The following is an 18,291-nucleotide window of genomic DNA, read 5'->3' on the forward strand; positions in this document are numbered from 1 at the left end:
GTATCCCCCACCGGTAGGTGGCGCGCCTGGTAGCGGGCAATCCGCGCCTATGGCCTAGCTAAAATCACCGCCGCGCTGTCCGCGCCTAGCGGCGGGCAGGTCGCGCCCCAGGCCTAGCTAAAATCATCACCGCGCTGCCCGCGCCTAGCGGCGGGCAATCCGCGCCCATGGCTTTTGATCGTGACACTGCCGCGGCACACGCGATTTTATCTCGAATAACACCACAGCGCGACTTGGCTGCGGACACTGTCCGCCCGCCGGCAGGTGGTCAGCCCTTGGCAGCCAGCCAGTTTTCCCCGGCGTGGACATCCACCTCCATGGGGACCTTGAGGTGAACAGCATTTTCCATCTCCTCTTTGAGGATGGCAGAAGCCCTGTTCACCTCCTCCGGCGGAGCGGCCAGAATCAGTTCGTCGTGGACCTGCAGGATCAGTTTTGTCTGTAGTCCCGCTTTTTCCAGGGCCTCGCTGACCCGGACCATGGCGATTTTGATGATGTCCGCCGCTGTGCCCTGAATGGGGGTGTTCATGGCTACCCGCTCTCCAAAGTTGCGCATATTCCGATTGGAGCTGGAGAGCTCCGGCAGGTACCTGCGGCGGCCCATCAGGGTTACCACATAACCGTTTTCCTTGGCAAATTCCTTAATATTCTTCATATACTGGGCCACCCCGCGATAGGTGTCCAGATAGCCTTTGATGTAACTGTCGGCTTCGGCTACGCTGACCCCAATGTCCTGGGAAAGGGAGAAGGCGCCGATGCCGTAGACAATGCCGAAATTGACCGCCTTGGCCCGGGAACGCATGAGAGGCGTCACCTCCAAAGGGGTCAGATGGAATACCTGGGCCGCTGTCTGGCGGTGGATATCCTCATGGTTGCGAAATGCCTCGATCATATGCTCATCCTCGGCAATGGAAGCCAAAACCCGCAGCTCGATCTGGGAGTAGTCTGCGTCGATGAGGGTCCAGCCCTTGGGCGCGGTAAAAAACTTCCGCAGGGTGGAGCCCAGCTCGGTGCGCACCGGGATGTTCTGCATATTGGGCTCGGTGGAGCTGATCCGGCCGGTCCGGGTTTCGGTTTGGTTAAAGCTGGAGTGAATCTTGCCGTCGGGCTGCACTGCCGCCAGCAGCCCGTCCACATAGGTGGATTTCAGCTTGGTCAGCTTCCGGTATTCCAGAATGTCCTCAATGATGGGATGCTTGCCCCGCAAGGATTCCAGCACATCCGCATTGGTGGAATAACCGGTCTTGGTCTTCTTCCGGGCGGGCAGTTCCAGCTTTTCAAAGAGGATCACCCCCAGCTGTTTGGGGGAGTTGATGTTAAAGACCTCCCCGGCAAAGCCATAGATCCGCTCCTGTAAGGAGAGGATGTCCTTGTCCAGGCCCTTGCCAAACTCCGCCACCCCAGCGGTGTCGATGTCAAAGCCCACATGCTCCATCTGCGCCAGCACCCGGGAGAGGGGCATCTCAATCTCAAAGAGCAGCTTCTCCTGGCCGTTTTCCTGGATGGCGGCCAGCAGGGACGGATACAGCGCCAAGGTCATGGCGGCATCCAGGGCCCCCCGCTCGTCTTTGCGCTCCCCGGTCAGCAGGGGCACCTTGGCGCCGTACTGGGAGGAAAGCATGGTCAGGTCATAGCTTGCCGAGGTGGGGCTGAGCAGATAGGCGGCCAGGGAAACGTCAAAGGCCAGATTGTCCACCCTGTAGCCCCGGCTGATGGCGTGGTGATGGAGGGCCTTGCCATTGTCGGTGATGATTTTCACCTGATCCGCCTGCAAAATCTGATCGATGAGGGCGGTGTCCTCGGTGTGATAAACCCTTTCAGCTGTGGCGGCCCAGGCTTCGGTGATTTCTTCCCCCTGACTCCGTACACAGAGGGAGAAAGGCTCTGCCTCTCCCAACAGCGTCTTTAACGCGGCGGCGTCCAGCTCCTCTACAGGGATGGAGGCCACCGACGCTTCTTCCGTCCGCTCCTTTGGCGCAGGCGCGGAGACCGCCTCAGCCCGCAGCCCCAGCCGCTGGATGGTGGAATACATCTCCAGCTTGGAGAGAAGCCGCACCGCGGCTCCTTCGTCCGGCTCTCCCCGGACATAGCAGCCGGCTCCGCACTCCACCGGCGCGCCCACGTCAATGGTGGCCAGGACCTTGCTCATCTGGGCGATGCCCTGGGCGTCCTGGAGCTTCTTGCGGACGCCGGGTTTTAATTCGATTTCCTCAAAGTGCTCAAAGATATACTCAATGCTCCCAAAGCGGGAGATCAGATCGGTGGCGGTTTTCTCCCCGATGCCAGCCACTCCGGGAATGTTGTCGGAGGCATCCCCCATGAGGGCTTTGACATCGATAAACTGCTTGGGGGTGACGCCGTACTTGGCTTTGACCTCCTCGGGGCCGTAGACGGTGTATTCCGCTTTCCCCATCTTGGTAGCGGCCAGCAGCACCGTGACCCCATCTCCCACCAGCTGAAGGGAGTCCCGGTCCCCGGTGGCGATGACGCACTCGTCCCCATCGTTTTTGCAGTGCTGGGCCAGGGTGCCCAGGATGTCGTCGGCTTCGTAGCCCTCTTTTTCCACAATTTTATAGCCCAGGTCGGTCAACAGCTCCTTGACAAGGGGCAGCTGGACCGCCAGTTCCTCCGGCATCCCCTTTCGGTTGGCCTTGTAATCATCAAACATGAGATGGCGGAAGGTGGGGGCCTTCAGGTCAAAGGCAAAGGCCACCGCATCCGGTTTCACGTCCTCCATGAGTTTGAGCAGGATATTGACAAACCCAAAAATGGCGTTGGTATAAACGCCGTCCTTATTCGAAAGCAGCCGGATGCCATAAAAGGCCCGGTTGAGAATGCTGTTGGAATCCACTGCCAGTAATTTCATAGCTTCACCTCATCTGCGGCCGGGCAAGCTCTCGATTTCGCCGCCTATTTACCTCTTGGGTAGAAATGGTGCCCATACGAAAGATATTATACCACATTTGTTGCACCTCTCCCACAAATTTGCTAGAATTAATTTTATGCATCAAACAAAGGAGACTATCCATGGAATATATCACCATCGGCAACGTGAAAATCGAAAAAACCGCTACCCTGGCCCCGATGGCCGGGGTGGGAGACCGCGCCTTCCGGCAGGTGTGCAAGGAGTTTGGCTGCGCTTATGTGGTGGGGGAAATGGCCTCCTCCAAGGGACTGACCTACTCGGACAGAAAGACCAAGTCCCTGCTCACCGTCACCGACAGGGAGCGGCCTATGGCGGTCCAGCTCTTCGGGGACGAACCCGCCACCCTGGCCGAAGCCGCCCGGCGGGCCATGGAATTTGACCCCGACATCATCGACATCAACATGGGCTGCCCCGCCCCCAAGGTGGCGGGCAACGGCGGAGGCTCCGCCCTGATGAAGCATCCGAAACTGGCTGGGGAGATTGTGGCCGCTGTGGTGAAGGTAGTTCCGGTGCCGGTGACAGCCAAATTCCGGAAGGGCTGGGACGAGGAGCATGTCAACGCCGTGGAGTTTGCTCAGATTTTGGAGGGGGCGGGAGCCGCCGCCCTCACCATCCACGGCCGGACCCGGCAGCAGATGTACTCCCCGCCTGTGGATATCGGCATCATCCGCCAGGTCAAGGAGGCTGTCTCCATCCCCGTCTTTGGCAACGGAGATGTGACCAGCCTGGAAGGGGCCCTGGCTCTGTATGAGGAAACCGGCTGTGACTGTGTGGCCATCGGCCGGGGCGCTTTGGGCCGGCCTTGGATCTTCGCTCAGATCCGGCGGTATTTCGAGGACGGCACCGTTCTGCCCGAGCCCGATCTGCCCCAGAAGATGGAGACCATGCTTCATCAGATGCAGCTGGCCTGTGAGTACAAAGGGGAATACACCGCCATGCGGGAGGCCCGGCGCCACTGTGCCTATTACATGCACGGGCTGCGGGGAGCCGCTTCCCTGCGGCGGATGGCAGGCTCCCTTCGGGAGTTTGCCGACGCTCAGCGGCTGGCGGAGGAGGCGCTCCGGCTTAATTTGGATACCGCTGAGCAGTAAGGCAAAAGGCTCCAGCACGAGATAACAGTGCTGGAGCCTTTTGAACACAAAGAGCCGGTCCCGAAGGACCGGCTCTTTGTGTTTGGAGAATATTTTGAGAAGAAGAAGTATTCTTTCGAAGTACGCTCAATCAAGTCGGCCAGTTTGTGGGGAATCAATATGTCACCCCAATGGTTTCATCCCCTGGCCTTTGCTTTTCATCTATCAATATATTGCCTCATCCCGCCGGATTTTATTCACCTTAGTTATAGGTGGTTTCCGCCAGCGTCACTGCAAGAGACACCTGCTGGCCGTTTCTTTCCACTACAATTGTGATCTTATCGCCAGCGGTGTGGCTCTGGATGATCTCCTTGAGCTGAGAGCCGCTTTCAATGGCAGTGCCGTCTACCGATACGATCCGGTCGCCTGCCTGCATACCGGCTAAAGCGGCATTTCCATCTACATTGACCTGCTGGACATAGACGCCCTGCTCATCAACACGGTATCTGGCCTGCGCCTCATCACTGGTAATATCAATGGTGGTGACGCCCAGCTCAAAACGGCCTTTTACATAGCCATAGTCGATCAGGCTGTCCAAAACCTCCTTGACATCATTGATGGGGATAGCAAAGCCCAAGCCTTCCACATTTTCACCGGTGGATTTTGCCACCACCAAGCCGATCAGTTCGCCTTTGTCGTTAAAAAGTCCACCGCCGGAGTTGCCAGGGTTGATGGCTGCGTTGGTCTGCAGCAGGTTCATGGTCTCCCCGTCTAGGGTGATCTCACGATCCAGAGCGCTGATGATACCGTTGGTAACGGTACCGCCCAACTGGCCCAGAGGATTGCCGATGGCAATGGCTGTCTGGCCCACCTGAAGGGTGTCGGAATCTCCTAAGGTTGCGGGAGTCAGTCCCTCGGCGTCAATCTTGATGACGGCTACGTCTGTCTCAGGATCGGTGCCTACCAGTGTTGCATCGTAGGACTCACCGTTCTTCAGCCGGACGGTCACTGTGTTGGCGTCCTCAATGACGTGGTTATTGGTGATAATATATCCATCCTCCGAGATAATGACACCGCTGCCGGCGCCGGAGGAAATATATTGCTCCATAAAGAATCCGCCGTTGGTCACGCTTTCTGTGGTAATCTCTACCACAGAATTCTGGGTCATTTCCACCACCTGCTGTACTGTCATACTACCGGTATCAGCGCTGACGGTAGAAGCCGGCGCGGAGGTGCTTCCGCTGTTGGTCTGTGCCGTTGACCCTTGCCGTAGGCTGGCGGAGAGATATCCACCGCCAAAGCCCGCAGCGGCTGAGACCACAACTCCTGCGGCCAGGATAAAAGCCGCCGCCTTCATCGTCATGGGACGGGATGGCTTTTTCTCCTTAGGCGCTTTCGGTTTTTTCTCCTTTGGCGCCTGTCTCGGCTGGGACGCATACCAATCGGTGCTGCGTCCGGCGCTTCCACCATCCTGCTGGCCGGAAGGTGCGTCCGACATGGTCCAACCGGTTTCCGGTGTGGCGCCGCCGTAAGTTGTCTGACTGTCATCCGGCTGGGGTGCGAAACCGGATGCGCTGGTCTGTTGGGAATCGGATGGGGCCTCATTATCTTTTTCCTGTTGGAACTTATTTTCTTCCCGTAAAAATTCAAACAAACTGTTCTCCTCATTATTTCTGTCGTCATACATAACAGGTTCCTCCTCATTTATATTCATTATCTTTGTCATTTGATATTGGTTGTTTCTTCTGTTCCTGATTACGTTTTATAGTATAACCAGGCCAAGTGACAGTTTTTTGAATGGAAACTGAATAGCGAATGAAAGTAAATCATTCATTTTGTAAACAAAACCGCCGTTTATGACCAAACAACGAACAACTCTTAAACAATCTTTTATCTGGACTTTTCTGTGATTTTCACCAAGAGATCCGTCAGATTTTCTGAAGGTCCTTTCCTTGCAATTCCCTGTGGGGACAACTATAATAGAGACAGGCGTTTTCACTATTTTTATAAAAGAGGTGTGTGTATTATGAAAAATAATCCCGTCGGTTTGGCCCACATCGGTCTGCCTGTGAAAGATTTCAAAACATCCGTGGAATTCTATAAGAGCCTCGGCTTTAAAGAAGTCGTTATGCTGGAAGAATCCTGCATGCTGGAGAACAATGGATGTACCATGGAAATCTATCAGCGCCATGACGACCTTTCCCAGAAACCCATCGGCATTATCGACCACATTGCCTTTGTCTCCAACGACATTGACGCCGCCTATGAAGAGGCTGTTTCCTTAGGATACAAAATTACCACCCAGGGCATCGAATCCAATGATATGTTCGCCCCCAAGTCCAACCGGTATTTTAAAATTTCCGGTCCCGACGGCGAAGAACTGGAATTTGCCCAGGTAAAATAAGAGAATCTAAAAAGCACCGGCTAGGCCGGTGCTTTTTTTATCGGATATGATAGGAGTTACCGTTCCATGGGCTCATGGTCCAGAGTGCGGATTTTTTTGACGGACATCGGCATCTCTTTCCCTGAAGCGCGGCGGACAATCCCCACCACGACGCCCATGCAGCACAGATCGTCGCCATCCTTCACTTGGATGATCGGCACCTTTCGGTTGATGGAGATCAGCTTGGTAACGCCCTTGCTGTGAAAATATCTTCGCACAAAGCCCTCCCCATTGAGGAGGAACGCGCCGATCTGGTTGTGCTTCGCCTCGCCCTGCCGGACCCCCAGCAGATCCCCTTTGTTGTAAAGAGGCGCCATGGCATCACCCATGACCTGGACCACAAAATCAGATTGGCGGGAGATGTTGTCGTCCTGGATGAGCATTTCCTCCACCAGCGCCGCGCCTATGGCCACGCCCTGTCCGCCGGCGGCCGCTGCCAAATATACCGGAAGCCGCCTGCTCCCGGCCTTTTCTCCCATTCCCCTGACCTGCTGCAGCTGTCCCGCCAGCCGCTCTACTACCTCTTTTTCTCGGGAGGTGCAACATCGGAATCTTTCTACCAATAGCCGTTCCCTCTCACTGATGGCATAAAAGTCGTACTTTTCCGCCAGCGCCGTCACCGCGCCCTCAGCGCATTCCACCGGAACATCGTCGTCCATCAAATAGCGCACCGCTACATCGAAAGCCACCGCCAACCGTTCCACACTGCTCAAAGACGGCCGCTTGGTTTCCCCGCATAAAATTTTGTTCAGGGTACCGATGGGTATCCCGCTCTTTCTCGATAGCTCCCGGGTCGTCATCCTGTCCCGTTTTTTTAGATAAATGAGCTTTTCTACCATGCACGATTTCATCATAATCCCTCCTCAATTATCCGTTTATGGTAAAAAACCCCTATATTTCTTTTGTTTTTTACAAACAGCCCTTGACAATACCAACCGTTTCTTTATAATCAAAATATACAAATTGTAAAGGAGTTGCCATGGGATGAACAGGTACTACGTGGTGAAAAGCCCATCCAACGGTTGCTTTAGCATTCATGCAGTAACCGGTGAGAAAGTTGAGGGCCTTTTTCCCAACCGCCAGATGGCGGAAAAAATTGCACAGCGATTCAATGAGTTGGAACTATCGACCATACATTTTTATGAGGTCATCGAAGATTTGCTGTGCTCCTATAATAAAACGCTAGAGGCGGCCGGATTGCAGTGGCTAAACCAGCAGCAGTTGCGTTTTTTATGATATCGAATCTATTATATTTCTGTTATAAAACGATGTCAATATGATGTCGTTGTTCGTGTAAAAAGGGCGGCGGACCATGAGTCCGCCGCCCTTTTTTCGTTGGTCTATTGTTTTAAAAACGTTTCGATAATATACCGAGGCCGATGCTTGACCTCACCATAAATTTTGCCTATGTACTCCCCGATGACTCCCAAACAGAGCAACTGAATTCCGCCGATGAGCCAGATGGACGCGGCCAGGGTGGTCCATCCCGGGACGGTATGTCCCATCAGCCACACGATCAAGGAATAGAGGAGCACCAGAATGGAGACAAAGAAGATGACAAAGCCGATGGTGGCAATGAGCCGGATGGGCTTGACGCTAAAGGAGGTAATTCCATCAAAGGCAAAGGCGATCATCTTTTTGAGGGGGTATTTGGATTCCCCGGCAAAGCGTTCGTGGCGTTCATAGGTGACAATCCCGCTCTTATAGCCGATGAGGGGAACGATCCCCCGCAAAAACAGGTTGACCTCATCAAATTGGGAGAGGGATTCCAGCGCGCGCCGGCTCATAAGGCGGTAATCCGCATGATCCTCCACAATATCCACCCCAAGGGCCTTCATGAATTTGTAAAAGCCCCGGGCCGTACTCCGTTTAAAGAAGGTGTCGGTATCCCGCTTACTGCGCACGCCGTAGACCACGTCGCAGCCTTCCTGGAATTTTTCCAGGAAGCCATCCACCGCCTCAATGTCGTCCTGGAGATCCGCATCCATGGAGATAGCGCAGTCACACAGCTCTTTGGCGGTCATCAGCCCCGCCAGCAGGGCGTTCTGATGCCCCTTGTTCCGGGAGAGCTTCAGGCCACAGACATAGCTATTTTCCTGACACAGTTCCTCAATGATGCTCCAGGTGGCGTCCTTACTGCCGTCGTTGACAAAGAGCATCCGGCTGTCGCCGGAAATTTTCCGCTGGGCCATCAGGCTTTCCAGCTTGGCGGTCAGCCGTTTGGCCGTTTCGTGGAGCACCTCCTGCTCGTTATAGCAGGGCACCACAATATAGAGTACCGGGCTTGTCACATTCTTCACGCCTTTCTTTTATTTCTTCTCCTGATCCGGCAGATTCCCTTCGCCGGGATCTCTTTCATCGCGATCCTTCAAAAGGTCTTCCCAGTCCTGCGCCGCCGGGATAATTTCCCCCGGCCGGGGCGCTGCCAGCGCCTGGGCGGAGACCCGCTTTTTGCTGCGGCGCACCCACAGCAGATAGGCCGCCAGCACCAGGATGCTGGCCCCTGTCACCCCAAGGCCCGGAATCAGCCCTGGCGCCACATATTCAAAGCGGATTTCACAGGGGCCTGCCGGCACCTTCACCGCCATAAAGCCAATGCTCACCTGTTCGATTTCCACCGGCTCCCCGTTGACGGTGGCGCTCCATCCGTCGTCGTAGGGGACGCTGAAGAACATCAGGTTCTCCCGGTCCAGATTGGCCGTGGCCGTAAAGCCGCGGTTGTCGATTTCAAAGGTGTCGCAGCTCATGGAGCGCCGGTCCAGGCAGTCCTCCAGATACTGTTCCCGGGTAAGGTCAGGGAAGGCGCTGTTGGGCAGCGGCCCCAATATATCCCCATACTCCGCGATCTGCTCGTCGGTCAGGTAGAGCGCCTGCATCAGCAGGTTGGAGCGTTTGGACTCGGTGCAGGTCTCAAAAGCGGTGTCGTCGATATAGTAATCATAGGCAAAGCCCATGGGTACAAAATACTGGTTTTCGTAGATATCGTGCCCTAACTGGTTGTCCACCTTTTCAAAGCCGGGAAGATCCGGCGCCTCTTCCGCGTCCTGGTCGGCAAAAAGATATTTGACCGAGAGCAGCCCCCGCAGGGCATACAGGGAGATATCCGGCTTGGAGGAAACATCCCGGGTTACCCCCACCTCCGGGTAAAACTCCATGAGGGAAACCGGCACAATGGAGTGGAAGGCCTGGATGTTGGGCAGATGCCAGAACATCCCCAGATTGGTGGTGGTCTCGTAAAAATCGCTGCGGTAGAAGGCGTCATCCTCCGGCAGCTGGAGCTGATCCCGCCCCTGGATGGCGGTCTCTACAATCTCCCCGCCGTTGGTGCTGAAATAGCCCATGCCCAGATAGATCATTCCGAAGCAGGCGCTCACCCCCATGACCCCGCTGAGGAGGAAGGCAATAAATCGGGGATCCTTCCGGTAGTGATGCATAATCAGATAGCACAGCACAAAGCAGACCGCCGCCATGAGCACATAGGCCCAGAACTGGCCGGCATCAGCGGCAAGGCCGATCCGCCATTCCCCATCCACCTTCTGGGGGGTGAGCCCCACCGGAATGGCGATGATCAGGGAGATGATCCCGGTCCACTTCATCCCCCGCATAAAGTCCACCTGGGGGCTGTCCAGAGCCTTGGCGGAGGCCAAAGCCATCAGGAGGATGGGCATATAAAACCACCGGGCATAATAGGAGTTGTTCAGCAGGATAAACAGGGCGTTGAGGCCAGGCACCAGAGCCATGACCAGGCAGATGCAGAGCATCCGTTTCAGCCAGTTTTTCTTCACCGAGAGCAGGTAGGCCAAGACCCCCGACATACTGAACAAGGGCAGCCATGCCGAAAGGGAGGACCATTTCCCGCCGTGGTCGGGGAAAAAGTTGGGGGCGGGAGGCAGATCCGGCGGAAAGAACAGGGACTGGATGATCCCGCAGTAGCGCTGGGGATGGCTGTAAAGCCACAGGTTCCACCCCGAGAGGAGGGAGTCGGTACCGGTGCGGGGGTTGCCCAGGATGGCCAGCACCGAGGGCAGGAAGATAAAGAGGGCCAGGCCCATCCCCAGCACCGCCTCGAAGAAGAGCCAGAGGAACCGCTGAAAGCTCAACCGGAAGCTGGGGCTTGTCAGCCGCACAAAGAAGTAGAGGATGGTAAAGACTACTTCCCCGATAAAGAACCAATAGTTGACAATGGCATTGGCCGCTACCGCCAGGGCAAAAACCCCTCTGCGGTCGTGGAGGACAAACTCCTCCAGGGCGATGAGGAGCAGGGGATAGAAGACCATGGCCTCATGGAAATGGTTAAAAAAGATATTATAGATGCCAAAGCCGGAAAACGCATAGAGCAATCCGCCCACCAGGGCGTAATTCTGGTTGCGGACAAACCGGGAGATAAAAGCGTACCCTGTCAGAGAGACGCAGGCGAATTTCAGCACCAGCAAAGGCGCCATCAGGTAGGGGACAAAGCTGGTGGGGAAGAGCAGGGTCAGCCAGAAAAAGGGGCTCATGAGAAGGTAAAAGCTGTAGGAGCCGATAAAGTTGGCCCCTAGATCGGTATACCAGTTCCAGAAGATATCCCCGGAGCGGATGGCCTCATGGGCCAGCTTATAAAAGGGGATCTGCTGGACATTAAAATCCCCGTAGAAGGTAAAGTATCCGCCGCCCATAATGACGTAGGGCAGAAACATCACCGCCGCCGTCAGAAGGGCCAGAAAAAACGCCTGTTTATACTTTTTGGTGGAGCCGTTCTCCAAACTCTGTACCAAATCCATGGGTTTCACCGCCTGTTTCTTTTCTTTCTCAGTGTCATAAAATCTATGAAAAAATGCGTATTTCTTTATTTTGGCATTGATTTTGCCTTGGCAGCAAAACTGCCGCTTCTGGGTTATTATACCACAATTTACCCATCCGGTCAGCATGGGCCTGAAAAAGTCATAAAAAATTAAGCCCGGCGGTGGAAAACCCCTGTGGGATCAGGTATACTGAAAACAATATCACCCAACATATTCCGCCCCGCCCCGACAGCATGCCAGCAGGGGGCCGGCGGGAAGCAATCTCCAAAGAAAGCAGGCGATCTTTATGGGAAAGGGAAATTTCTTCGCCATGATTTCCCGAATGCAATATATTGACCGGTGGGCCCTCATGCGCAACACCCGCCAGGAAAACCTCAGCGAACACAGCCTCATGGCCGCTGTCATCGCCCACGCCCTGTGCGTCATCGGCAACCGCCGGCTTCACAAAAACCTGGACGGAAACCGGGCCGCCGTCCTGGCCCTCTACCATGACGCGGAGGAAATCCTCACCGGGGATCTGCCCACCCCCGTCAAATACTATAATCCCGCCATCCGGCAGGCCTATCAGCAGGTGGAGCAGGTGGCTGGAAAAAAGCTTCTCTCCATGCTGCCGGAGGATCTGCGCCCCGATTATGAGGCCATCTTCTTCCCGCCCCAAGAGGATGGCTACCTGCTCCGGTTGGTCAAGGCGGCGGACAAAATCTGCGCCCTGATCAAATGCGTGGAGGAGGAAAAAGCCTCCAACTCTGAATTTTCCAAGGCCAAGGTCTCCACAGAAAAGGCCATCCGCGCCTATCAACTTCCGGAGGCCGACATCTTTTTGGACGAGTTCATGGCCGGATTCTATCTGACCTTGGACGAATTGGATTAACCTTCCCATCCGGGCATAGACTGCCCCATCTTTTAAAAAGGAGTCTTTTCTATGCAGTGCAGCCCTATCATTCAACAGGTGGCGGATAGTATCCGCCAGAGATATCCGGTAGAGCAGATCATCCTTTATAACGAAAAGCATGCCGTGACCGGGGAGACCACCTCCTTTAAACTCTGTCTTATCCTGGACACCCGGCGTCCGTCGGAGGTAGAGCGCCAGCTCTATCTGACCATCGACTGCGATATCCCCTTTGACCTGCTCATCTACACCCCCGCCCAGTGGAACCATCTGAAAAATTGTGAGGGTTCCTTTGCCTGGCGGATCGCGCAGACAGGGAGTGTGATCGATGGGTAGGCGAAGAATTAATCCCCGGGATTCCCGGCGGTATTACGACTGGTTCAACCAGGCCGAGGACGATATGGCCGCCGCCCAGCTGCTGATGCAGAATGAGCGGTGCTACAATCTTTCCGCTTTCCACTGCCAACAGGCCATCGAGAAGGGGCTCAAAGGCTATATCCTCTTCCGCACCGGCAATCTGGTGGACGGTCACAACCTGACCTGGCTTTGCAAACAGGCGGTGAAGCTGGACGGGACCTTTGCCCGGTGGCTTTCTCAATCGGCCAAGCTCAACCGGTGCTACATTGAGACCCGGTATCCCGCCGACATCCCTCTGGACCTGTCCCTTTCCAAGGTGAAGGAGGCCTTTCAGATGTCCAGCGATATGCTCGACTTTATCTTTGACCAGTTTGAAAAGGAATCCGGCTTGGAGGCTGATTTTTCCTGACGCCGGCCCTCTTCTCCAGTTGCACTCTTTACTATTTTATAATATAATAGTTGTAGTATCGAAATAGATAAAAACAGGTGCATTTCGTGGAGTGATATTGGGGAGGGTAACGGAGATGGCAGAAAAGCCGCGCAGCAAAATTTGGATGATCGCCGCCGTCGTACTGCTTTTGTTAACCCTGATTCCCATTATCTCCTACGCCTTAGACGACCAGCTTTCGGGAGAGGACGCCCTGTCCCTGCGGGTTGCCGACGTCTATCGGATTTCGGTCCGCCATGGGGATGACTATTGGGAGGTCACCGACCCTGCCCATGTGGCCGCCTTGATGGAGGAGATCCAGGCCCTTTCCTTCCAGCGGCACATCTCCCTGGATGAGACCAGGACCCTGGGCAACACCATTATTGAGGTGGAGGCGCCTGGGCGGATGGAATTTATTTCAGAGGTGAACAACCGCTTTAGCCTGTATTATCACGTTCCCTTCCTTTCCTTCCTCACCACCTATTACGACGTGGAGGACACCGGCCAGCTCTCAGAAATTGTTGCCCTCTCGCAAACTTTATCCGACGAATAAAAAAACCGTGCCCGGGAAGGCACGGTTTTTTTGCTCTGAAAACGGCGCTTATTTTTTGTTGATGGTCAGTGCCCCTTTCTGCACGGCGATCAGGCCGGTGCGGGCCACCTCCAGGATGCGGTAGGGGGTGAGCAGATCCTCCAGCAGGGCGATTTGCTCGGCGGTATCGGTCATCTCCACAGTCAGAGTGGAGCGGGAGATGTCGATGATCTTGGCCCCCATAATCTTGCACAGGTCCATTACCTCGCTGCGCTGGGAAATCTCGGTCTGGATCTTAAAAAGGACCAGTTCCCGGGTCACCAGCTCCTCCTCGGGGATGGTGCGGACCTTGATAACGTCGATGAGCTTATTGAGCTGCTTTTCCACCTGCTCCACCGTGTAGTCGTTTCCCTCCACCACGATGGTCATCCGGGAAATAGTGGGGTCTTCGGTGATTCCCACCGCCAGGCTGTCAATGTTAAAGCCCCGCCGGGAAAACAGCCCCGACACCCGGGAAAGGACGCCGGAGTGGTTTTCCACCAGGACTGAAATGGTATGCTTCATCTTCTCTTCCGTCCTTTCTTTAGTGTGAAGGCTCGTCCGGCCGGACCAGGCACTGGAGCAGATAGGGGCCCGGATGGCGAAGCATCTCCTGGATGGCCTCTTCCGCCTGGCTCTGCTCCCGGATACTGGCGGCTTTTATGCCATAGGCTCCCGCAATCTTGATGTAATCCGGTCCGCCCTCCAGCCCTACAGCCATATAGTTGCCATGGTATAAATTCTTTTGCAGCTCCCGGATCATCCCCAGGCTGCCGTTTTTCATCAGGATAACCTTTACCGACAGATTCTCCTGGCAGATGGTGGCCAGCTCCATCATCTGCATCTGGAAGGCGCCGTCTCCGCAGACCGCCACTACCGCCCGGCCCGGGTCGGCGAATTGGGCCCCAACTGCCGCCGGCAGGGAATAGCCCATGGTGCCCATCCCCCCTGTGGTGAGGAAACGGCCTCCCGGCCGGACATTGATGTTGTTGGCCGTCCAAATCTGGTTTTGCCCCACATCGGAGACCACCACCGCGTCATCGGGCAGGGCGGCGGAAAGCTGGCGAATCAGCTGCCGGGGATTGATATATCCCTCCCGGTCCTCCAGGTCAAAGGAAACCTCCTCCCGCCACTGGCGGACCTGGACCAGCCACTGGGAAAAGTCGGTGCCCGGCGTCATGTCGTAGAGGTGGTGGAGGATGTGCTTGGCATCTCCTACCAGGGGGATGGCGGTGCCCATATTTTTCCCGATCTCCGCCGGGTCAATATCGATATGGATTACCCGGGTCCGCTTTTCCAAAACGCCGGGGGTGGCTACCGCCCGATCTCCCACCCGGGCGCCGATGATAATCAATAGGTCGGAGGCGTCAATGGCCCGGTTGGCCGCCCAGGTGCCATGGGTTCCCAGCATCCCAAGGTAGAGGGGATGGCCGGAGGCCATGACCCCGATGCCCATCATGGTGGACACCACCGGAATCCCGCACTTCTCCGCGTATTCCCGCAGTTCCCGCTTGGCGCCGGCCGCAATCACCCCGCCGCCGGCACAGATGACCGGCCGCTCGCTGTGGATAATGGCGTCCACCACCCGTTTCATCTGGACAATGTGCCCTTTGGTGTTGGGTTTATACCCCCGGATGCTGACGCCGGAGGGGTAGGAAAATTCAATTTCTGTATTCTGAATGTCAATGGGCACATCGATGAGCACCGGCCCCGGCCGCCCGGTGGACGCGATATAAAAAGCCTCCTTGAAAACCCGTGGGATCTGGGTGGCGTCCTTAATCAGGTAGCTATGTTTCACAAAAGGTTCCGCCGCGCCGGTAATGTCAGCCTCCTGGAACACATCCCGGCCCAAAAGGTCGCTCTGCACCTGGCCGGTAATGGCCACCATGGGGATAGAATCCATATAGGCGGTGGCCAGGGCGGTAATCAGGTTGGTGGCTCCGGGCCCGGAGGTGACGGCGCACACCCCCACCTTTCCAGAAATGCGGGCATAGCCGCTGGCCCCATGTCCCGCATTCTGCTCCTGCCGCACCAGCACATGGCGGACCGAGGAATGGGACAGACTATCGTAAAACGGGCAGATGGTGGCCCCTGGATAGCCGAATACGACAGATACGCCCTCGTTCTCCAAACATTTTACCATAGCCGCGGCACCTGTCATTCTCATCTGCAATTCCTCTCTTTCCTGCTGCCGTCTTTCCCCGCTCTCAACAGGCGCAGATCGGGTAAGGCCCATCCAAAACCTGTGAAGCCAGGATTATTTTCGACAGTTAAAGTTGTAAATAATTATACGATTGTGGGCGGCGCCCCGTCAACTCTTTTTTCAGCCCCGCCCCATTTGCAGAAAAAGGCAAAAAAAGGGAAAGAAATTGACACTATAGGAAGAGGAGGGTAAAATAAGAAACAATACCATATGCCTAAACAGATGCTGTGTCTTTTTAGCGCCCCTCTTTAGAGGCGCTTTTGTGGCCCACCAGCAACCGATGGGTTCCACCGTCCAGCTTATATTGATCCTCTCTGTTTCCGCCTGTTAGGGGCTCGGAAATTTTGACATTCCAGTGGAGCAGCTGACAAGGAGGTGTCCTGTGAAACGGTTAGTCAATATATTGCTTTGTGTTATTTTATTAATCAATTTTACTTCTTGTAATAATCTCGAAGAAGATTCCTCCTCAACGGCGGCTCCTCCCACCACCTCCTCCCAAGAGGAATATCCCTATGAAGTCGATGAAAGCACCGTGATCCGGAGCGAGCCCCTCCGGGTGGCTTCCCTCTCCCCCTCCCTCACCGAAATCGTCTATACCCTGGGGTATGGGGATAAGCTGGTGGCGGTCAGCGACAGCTGTGATTATCCCCCCCAGACAGACGATCTCCCCGCGGTGGGATCCATCCGCACCCCTGATCTGGAGCAGCTGGAGGAAATCTCCCCCGACTACCTCCTTGTATCCTCCGGCCTGCTGGAAGACGATATTGCCCAAATCCAGCGGATGGGAATTGTGGTGGTAAAAATTCCCCCGGCTGATTCTTTGTGGGATCTCCGCCGGGTTTATCAGACCCTGGGCGCTGTCCTGGGAGGCCGGATCACCGGAGCACAGAAGGGGGTAGACCTCTACTCCATCATGGCCACCCGGATTTTCGAACTGCGCACCGTCCTTAAGCGGGCGGGGAAGAGCTGCTACCTGATCCGGATGCTGGACAACACTGTGGCCACCGGAGACACCTTCGCCGGGGATATCCTCCACCAGATGGGCCTGATTAATCTGGCGGAGGATTCCACCGGCTGGGCCCTCGCCGCTGACGAGGTGGAACAGACCAACCCCGACGTCCTGTTTGTGGACAAATCGGTGGATGTGGAGCTGGTCAAACTCTGCCCCCTCTATCAAAATTCCAACGCTGTCAAGAATAATGCCGTCTACCAGGTGGACATGCTCCTTTTTGAACGGCAGAGCAAGCGGATGATGCAGGAACTGGAAGTGATGGCCCTGCTGGCCTACCCGGAAGGGTTCAAGGGCTCCGCTACCTAAAGATAATAAACCCCGCCCTCCCGAAGGAGGGCGGGGTTTTCTGTAGGAAATTCTCTTATTTTCGGTAAGGGTTGATGTAATCCACCACCCCTACCTGTTTGCCGTCTTTCAGATAGACCCGGGGCACCCGCTTTCCAATGAGGCAGACCACCTCATAGCCAATGGTGCCGCACAATGCTCCTACCTCATTGATGTCGATCTCATTGCCCTGGCCGTCCCGGCCCAGGAGGGTGACCACATCCCCATCCTGTACACCGGGGATGTCGGTGACGTCCAGCATAATCTGATCCATGCATACCCGGCCCACCACCGGCGCCTTCTTCCCCCGAACCAGGGCATAGGCCCTGCCCCCCAGCATCCGGTTGTAGCCGTCGGCGTAGCCGATGGGCACGGTGGCAATCCGGGAGGGCCGGGCGCTTGTAAATTTCCGCCCATAGCTGACGGTGGTCCCCTCAGGGATCTCCTTGACCATGGAGATGATGGATTTGAGACTCATGGCCTGGCGCAGGTCCAGATCCCGGCGCAGCTCGTTGGAAGGCTTCAGGCCGTAGCAGATGATGCCCGGACGCACCATATCCAGGTGCATCTGGGGATAGCTGATGACCCCGGCGCTGTTGCAGCAGTGACGCAGGGGGAAGGTGATCCCCCGCCCCTCCAGGGCCTCCACCACCGCCATGAACTGGGAAAACTGTCTCTCTGTGTACTCCACCGACCCATCGCTGAGCTCATCGGACACGGCAAAGTGGGTAAAAATCCCTGTAGGGTGCAGATGGGGCAGGCGGCAGGCGGCCGCAATCTGCTCCGCCGCTTTGTCAATACCCCCGGTACAGGGGAAACCAATCCGGGTCATGCCGGTGTCCACCTTCACATGAACATCCACCTGGACCCTGGCCTCCACCGCCGCCTGGCTCAGCTGCACAGCGTATTCGGGGGAAAATAAAGCCTGGGTAATCCGGTATTTGGCCAGGGTCTCCACCCATTCCACCGGTGTGGCGCCAAAGATGAGAATAGGGCCGGTAATGCCCGCCTCCCTGAGGCCCACGCCTTCCTCCACATTGGAGATGCCGAACCAATCCACCCCGTCCTGCTGCATCTGCAAAGCCACGGTTTTATCCCCGTGGCCGTAGGCGTCGGCCTTCACCACTCCCAGCAGCTTACAGTCCGGAGCCAGGAGGGACCGGATGGATTTGACATTATGTGAAATGCAGTCCAGGTCGATTTCGGCCCAGGTGCGCTTGAGATAGTTGTACATATCCTCATTCCTTCTTGTTGGCATTGCAAAACCTGCTTCCCTATCATACAC

Annotated in this window: 16 protein-coding genes; 8 read left to right on the top strand and 8 right to left on the bottom strand. The window is 55.8% G+C overall.

Annotation, left to right across the window (positions count from 1 at the left end; translation table 11 throughout):
* Positions 1–268: 268 nt before the first annotated feature.
* Positions 269–2,866, bottom strand: a complete 2,598-nt coding sequence (polA, locus tag ACZ25G_RS09790; protein WP_463682323.1) for a DNA polymerase I — start codon at positions 2,864–2,866, stop codon at positions 269–271.
* Between the two features lie 161 nt (positions 2,867–3,027).
* On the opposite strand from polA, the gene dusB reads away from it, so the two are divergent.
* Positions 3,028–4,017, top strand: a complete 990-nt coding sequence (gene dusB, locus ACZ25G_RS09795) for a tRNA dihydrouridine synthase DusB (protein WP_463682324.1) — start codon at positions 3,028–3,030, stop codon at positions 4,015–4,017.
* 241 nt (positions 4,018–4,258) lie between these two features.
* Here the strand turns inward: dusB and ACZ25G_RS09800 are convergent, their stop codons facing one another.
* Positions 4,259–5,683 (bottom strand): S1C family serine protease, encoded by a 1,425-nt coding sequence (locus ACZ25G_RS09800; RefSeq protein ID WP_463682325.1) that lies wholly within the window; start codon positions 5,681–5,683, stop codon positions 4,259–4,261.
* A 339-nt stretch (positions 5,684–6,022) separates the two neighbouring features.
* Here ACZ25G_RS09800 and ACZ25G_RS09805 point away from each other — a divergent pair, with 339 nt between their 5' ends.
* Entirely contained in the window at positions 6,023–6,400 is a 378-nt protein-coding gene (locus tag ACZ25G_RS09805) for a VOC family protein (protein ID WP_463682326.1), read from the top strand.
* A gap of 56 nt (positions 6,401–6,456) precedes the next feature.
* Here the strand turns inward: ACZ25G_RS09805 and ACZ25G_RS09810 are convergent, their stop codons facing one another.
* Complete coding sequence (locus tag ACZ25G_RS09810; RefSeq protein WP_463682327.1) at positions 6,457–7,290, bottom strand: XRE family transcriptional regulator; 834 nt, start codon at positions 7,288–7,290, stop codon at positions 6,457–6,459.
* A gap of 133 nt (positions 7,291–7,423) precedes the next feature.
* Between ACZ25G_RS09810 and ACZ25G_RS09815 the strand changes: the two genes are divergently transcribed.
* Positions 7,424–7,675: a hypothetical protein gene (locus ACZ25G_RS09815; protein ID WP_463682328.1), complete on the top strand. Its 252-nt coding sequence runs from the start codon at positions 7,424–7,426 to the stop codon at positions 7,673–7,675.
* A gap of 104 nt (positions 7,676–7,779) precedes the next feature.
* On the opposite strand, the gene ACZ25G_RS09820 is transcribed toward ACZ25G_RS09815, so the two are convergent.
* On the bottom strand, positions 7,780–8,739 hold the full coding sequence (locus ACZ25G_RS09820) for a glycosyltransferase (protein ID WP_463682329.1): 960 nt from the start codon (positions 8,737–8,739) through the stop codon (positions 7,780–7,782).
* A 9-nt stretch (positions 8,740–8,748) separates the two neighbouring features.
* Complete coding sequence (locus tag ACZ25G_RS09825; RefSeq protein WP_463682330.1) at positions 8,749–11,202, bottom strand: YfhO family protein; 2,454 nt, start codon at positions 11,200–11,202, stop codon at positions 8,749–8,751.
* Between the two features lie 307 nt (positions 11,203–11,509).
* Here ACZ25G_RS09825 and yfbR point away from each other — a divergent pair, with 307 nt between their 5' ends.
* The 4 genes from yfbR (at position 11,510) to ACZ25G_RS09845 (ending at position 13,449) form a co-directional block, all read left to right on the top strand.
* Entirely contained in the window at positions 11,510–12,094 is a 585-nt protein-coding gene (yfbR, locus tag ACZ25G_RS09830; RefSeq protein WP_191481333.1) for a 5'-deoxynucleotidase, read from the top strand.
* Between the two features lie 51 nt (positions 12,095–12,145).
* Positions 12,146–12,448: a hypothetical protein gene (locus tag ACZ25G_RS09835; protein WP_191481332.1), complete on the top strand. Its 303-nt coding sequence runs from the start codon at positions 12,146–12,148 to the stop codon at positions 12,446–12,448.
* Positions 12,441–12,878 carry a HEPN domain-containing protein gene (locus ACZ25G_RS09840; RefSeq protein ID WP_191509341.1) on the top strand — a complete coding sequence of 146 codons (438 nt, stop codon included), beginning with the start codon at positions 12,441–12,443 and terminating at the stop codon, positions 12,876–12,878. Before ACZ25G_RS09835 ends, ACZ25G_RS09840 begins: the two co-directional genes overlap by 8 nt.
* Positions 12,879–12,993: 115 nt before the next feature.
* Positions 12,994–13,449 carry a hypothetical protein gene (locus tag ACZ25G_RS09845; protein WP_191481330.1) on the top strand — a complete coding sequence of 152 codons (456 nt, stop codon included), beginning with the start codon at positions 12,994–12,996 and terminating at the stop codon, positions 13,447–13,449.
* Positions 13,450–13,497: 48 nt separating this feature from the next.
* Here ACZ25G_RS09845 and ilvN read toward each other — a convergent pair whose 3' ends face one another.
* Entirely contained in the window at positions 13,498–13,992 is a 495-nt protein-coding gene (ilvN, locus tag ACZ25G_RS09850) for an acetolactate synthase small subunit (RefSeq protein WP_191509343.1), read from the bottom strand.
* A 19-nt stretch (positions 13,993–14,011) separates the two neighbouring features.
* Positions 14,012–15,634 carry a biosynthetic-type acetolactate synthase large subunit gene (ilvB, locus tag ACZ25G_RS09855; protein WP_463682331.1) on the bottom strand — a complete coding sequence of 541 codons (1,623 nt, stop codon included), beginning with the start codon at positions 15,632–15,634 and terminating at the stop codon, positions 14,012–14,014.
* Positions 15,635–16,052: 418 nt separating this feature from the next.
* Between ilvB and ACZ25G_RS09860 the strand changes: the two genes are divergently transcribed.
* Complete coding sequence (locus ACZ25G_RS09860) at positions 16,053–16,988, top strand: ABC transporter substrate-binding protein (protein ID WP_463682332.1); 936 nt, start codon at positions 16,053–16,055, stop codon at positions 16,986–16,988.
* A 55-nt stretch (positions 16,989–17,043) separates the two neighbouring features.
* Here the strand turns inward: ACZ25G_RS09860 and alr are convergent, their stop codons facing one another.
* Entirely contained in the window at positions 17,044–18,264 is a 1,221-nt protein-coding gene (gene alr / locus ACZ25G_RS09865; RefSeq protein WP_463682333.1) for an alanine racemase, read from the bottom strand.
* Positions 18,265–18,291: the final 27 nt, after the last annotated feature.

It is taken from the genome of Zongyangia sp. (assembly GCF_965361945.1).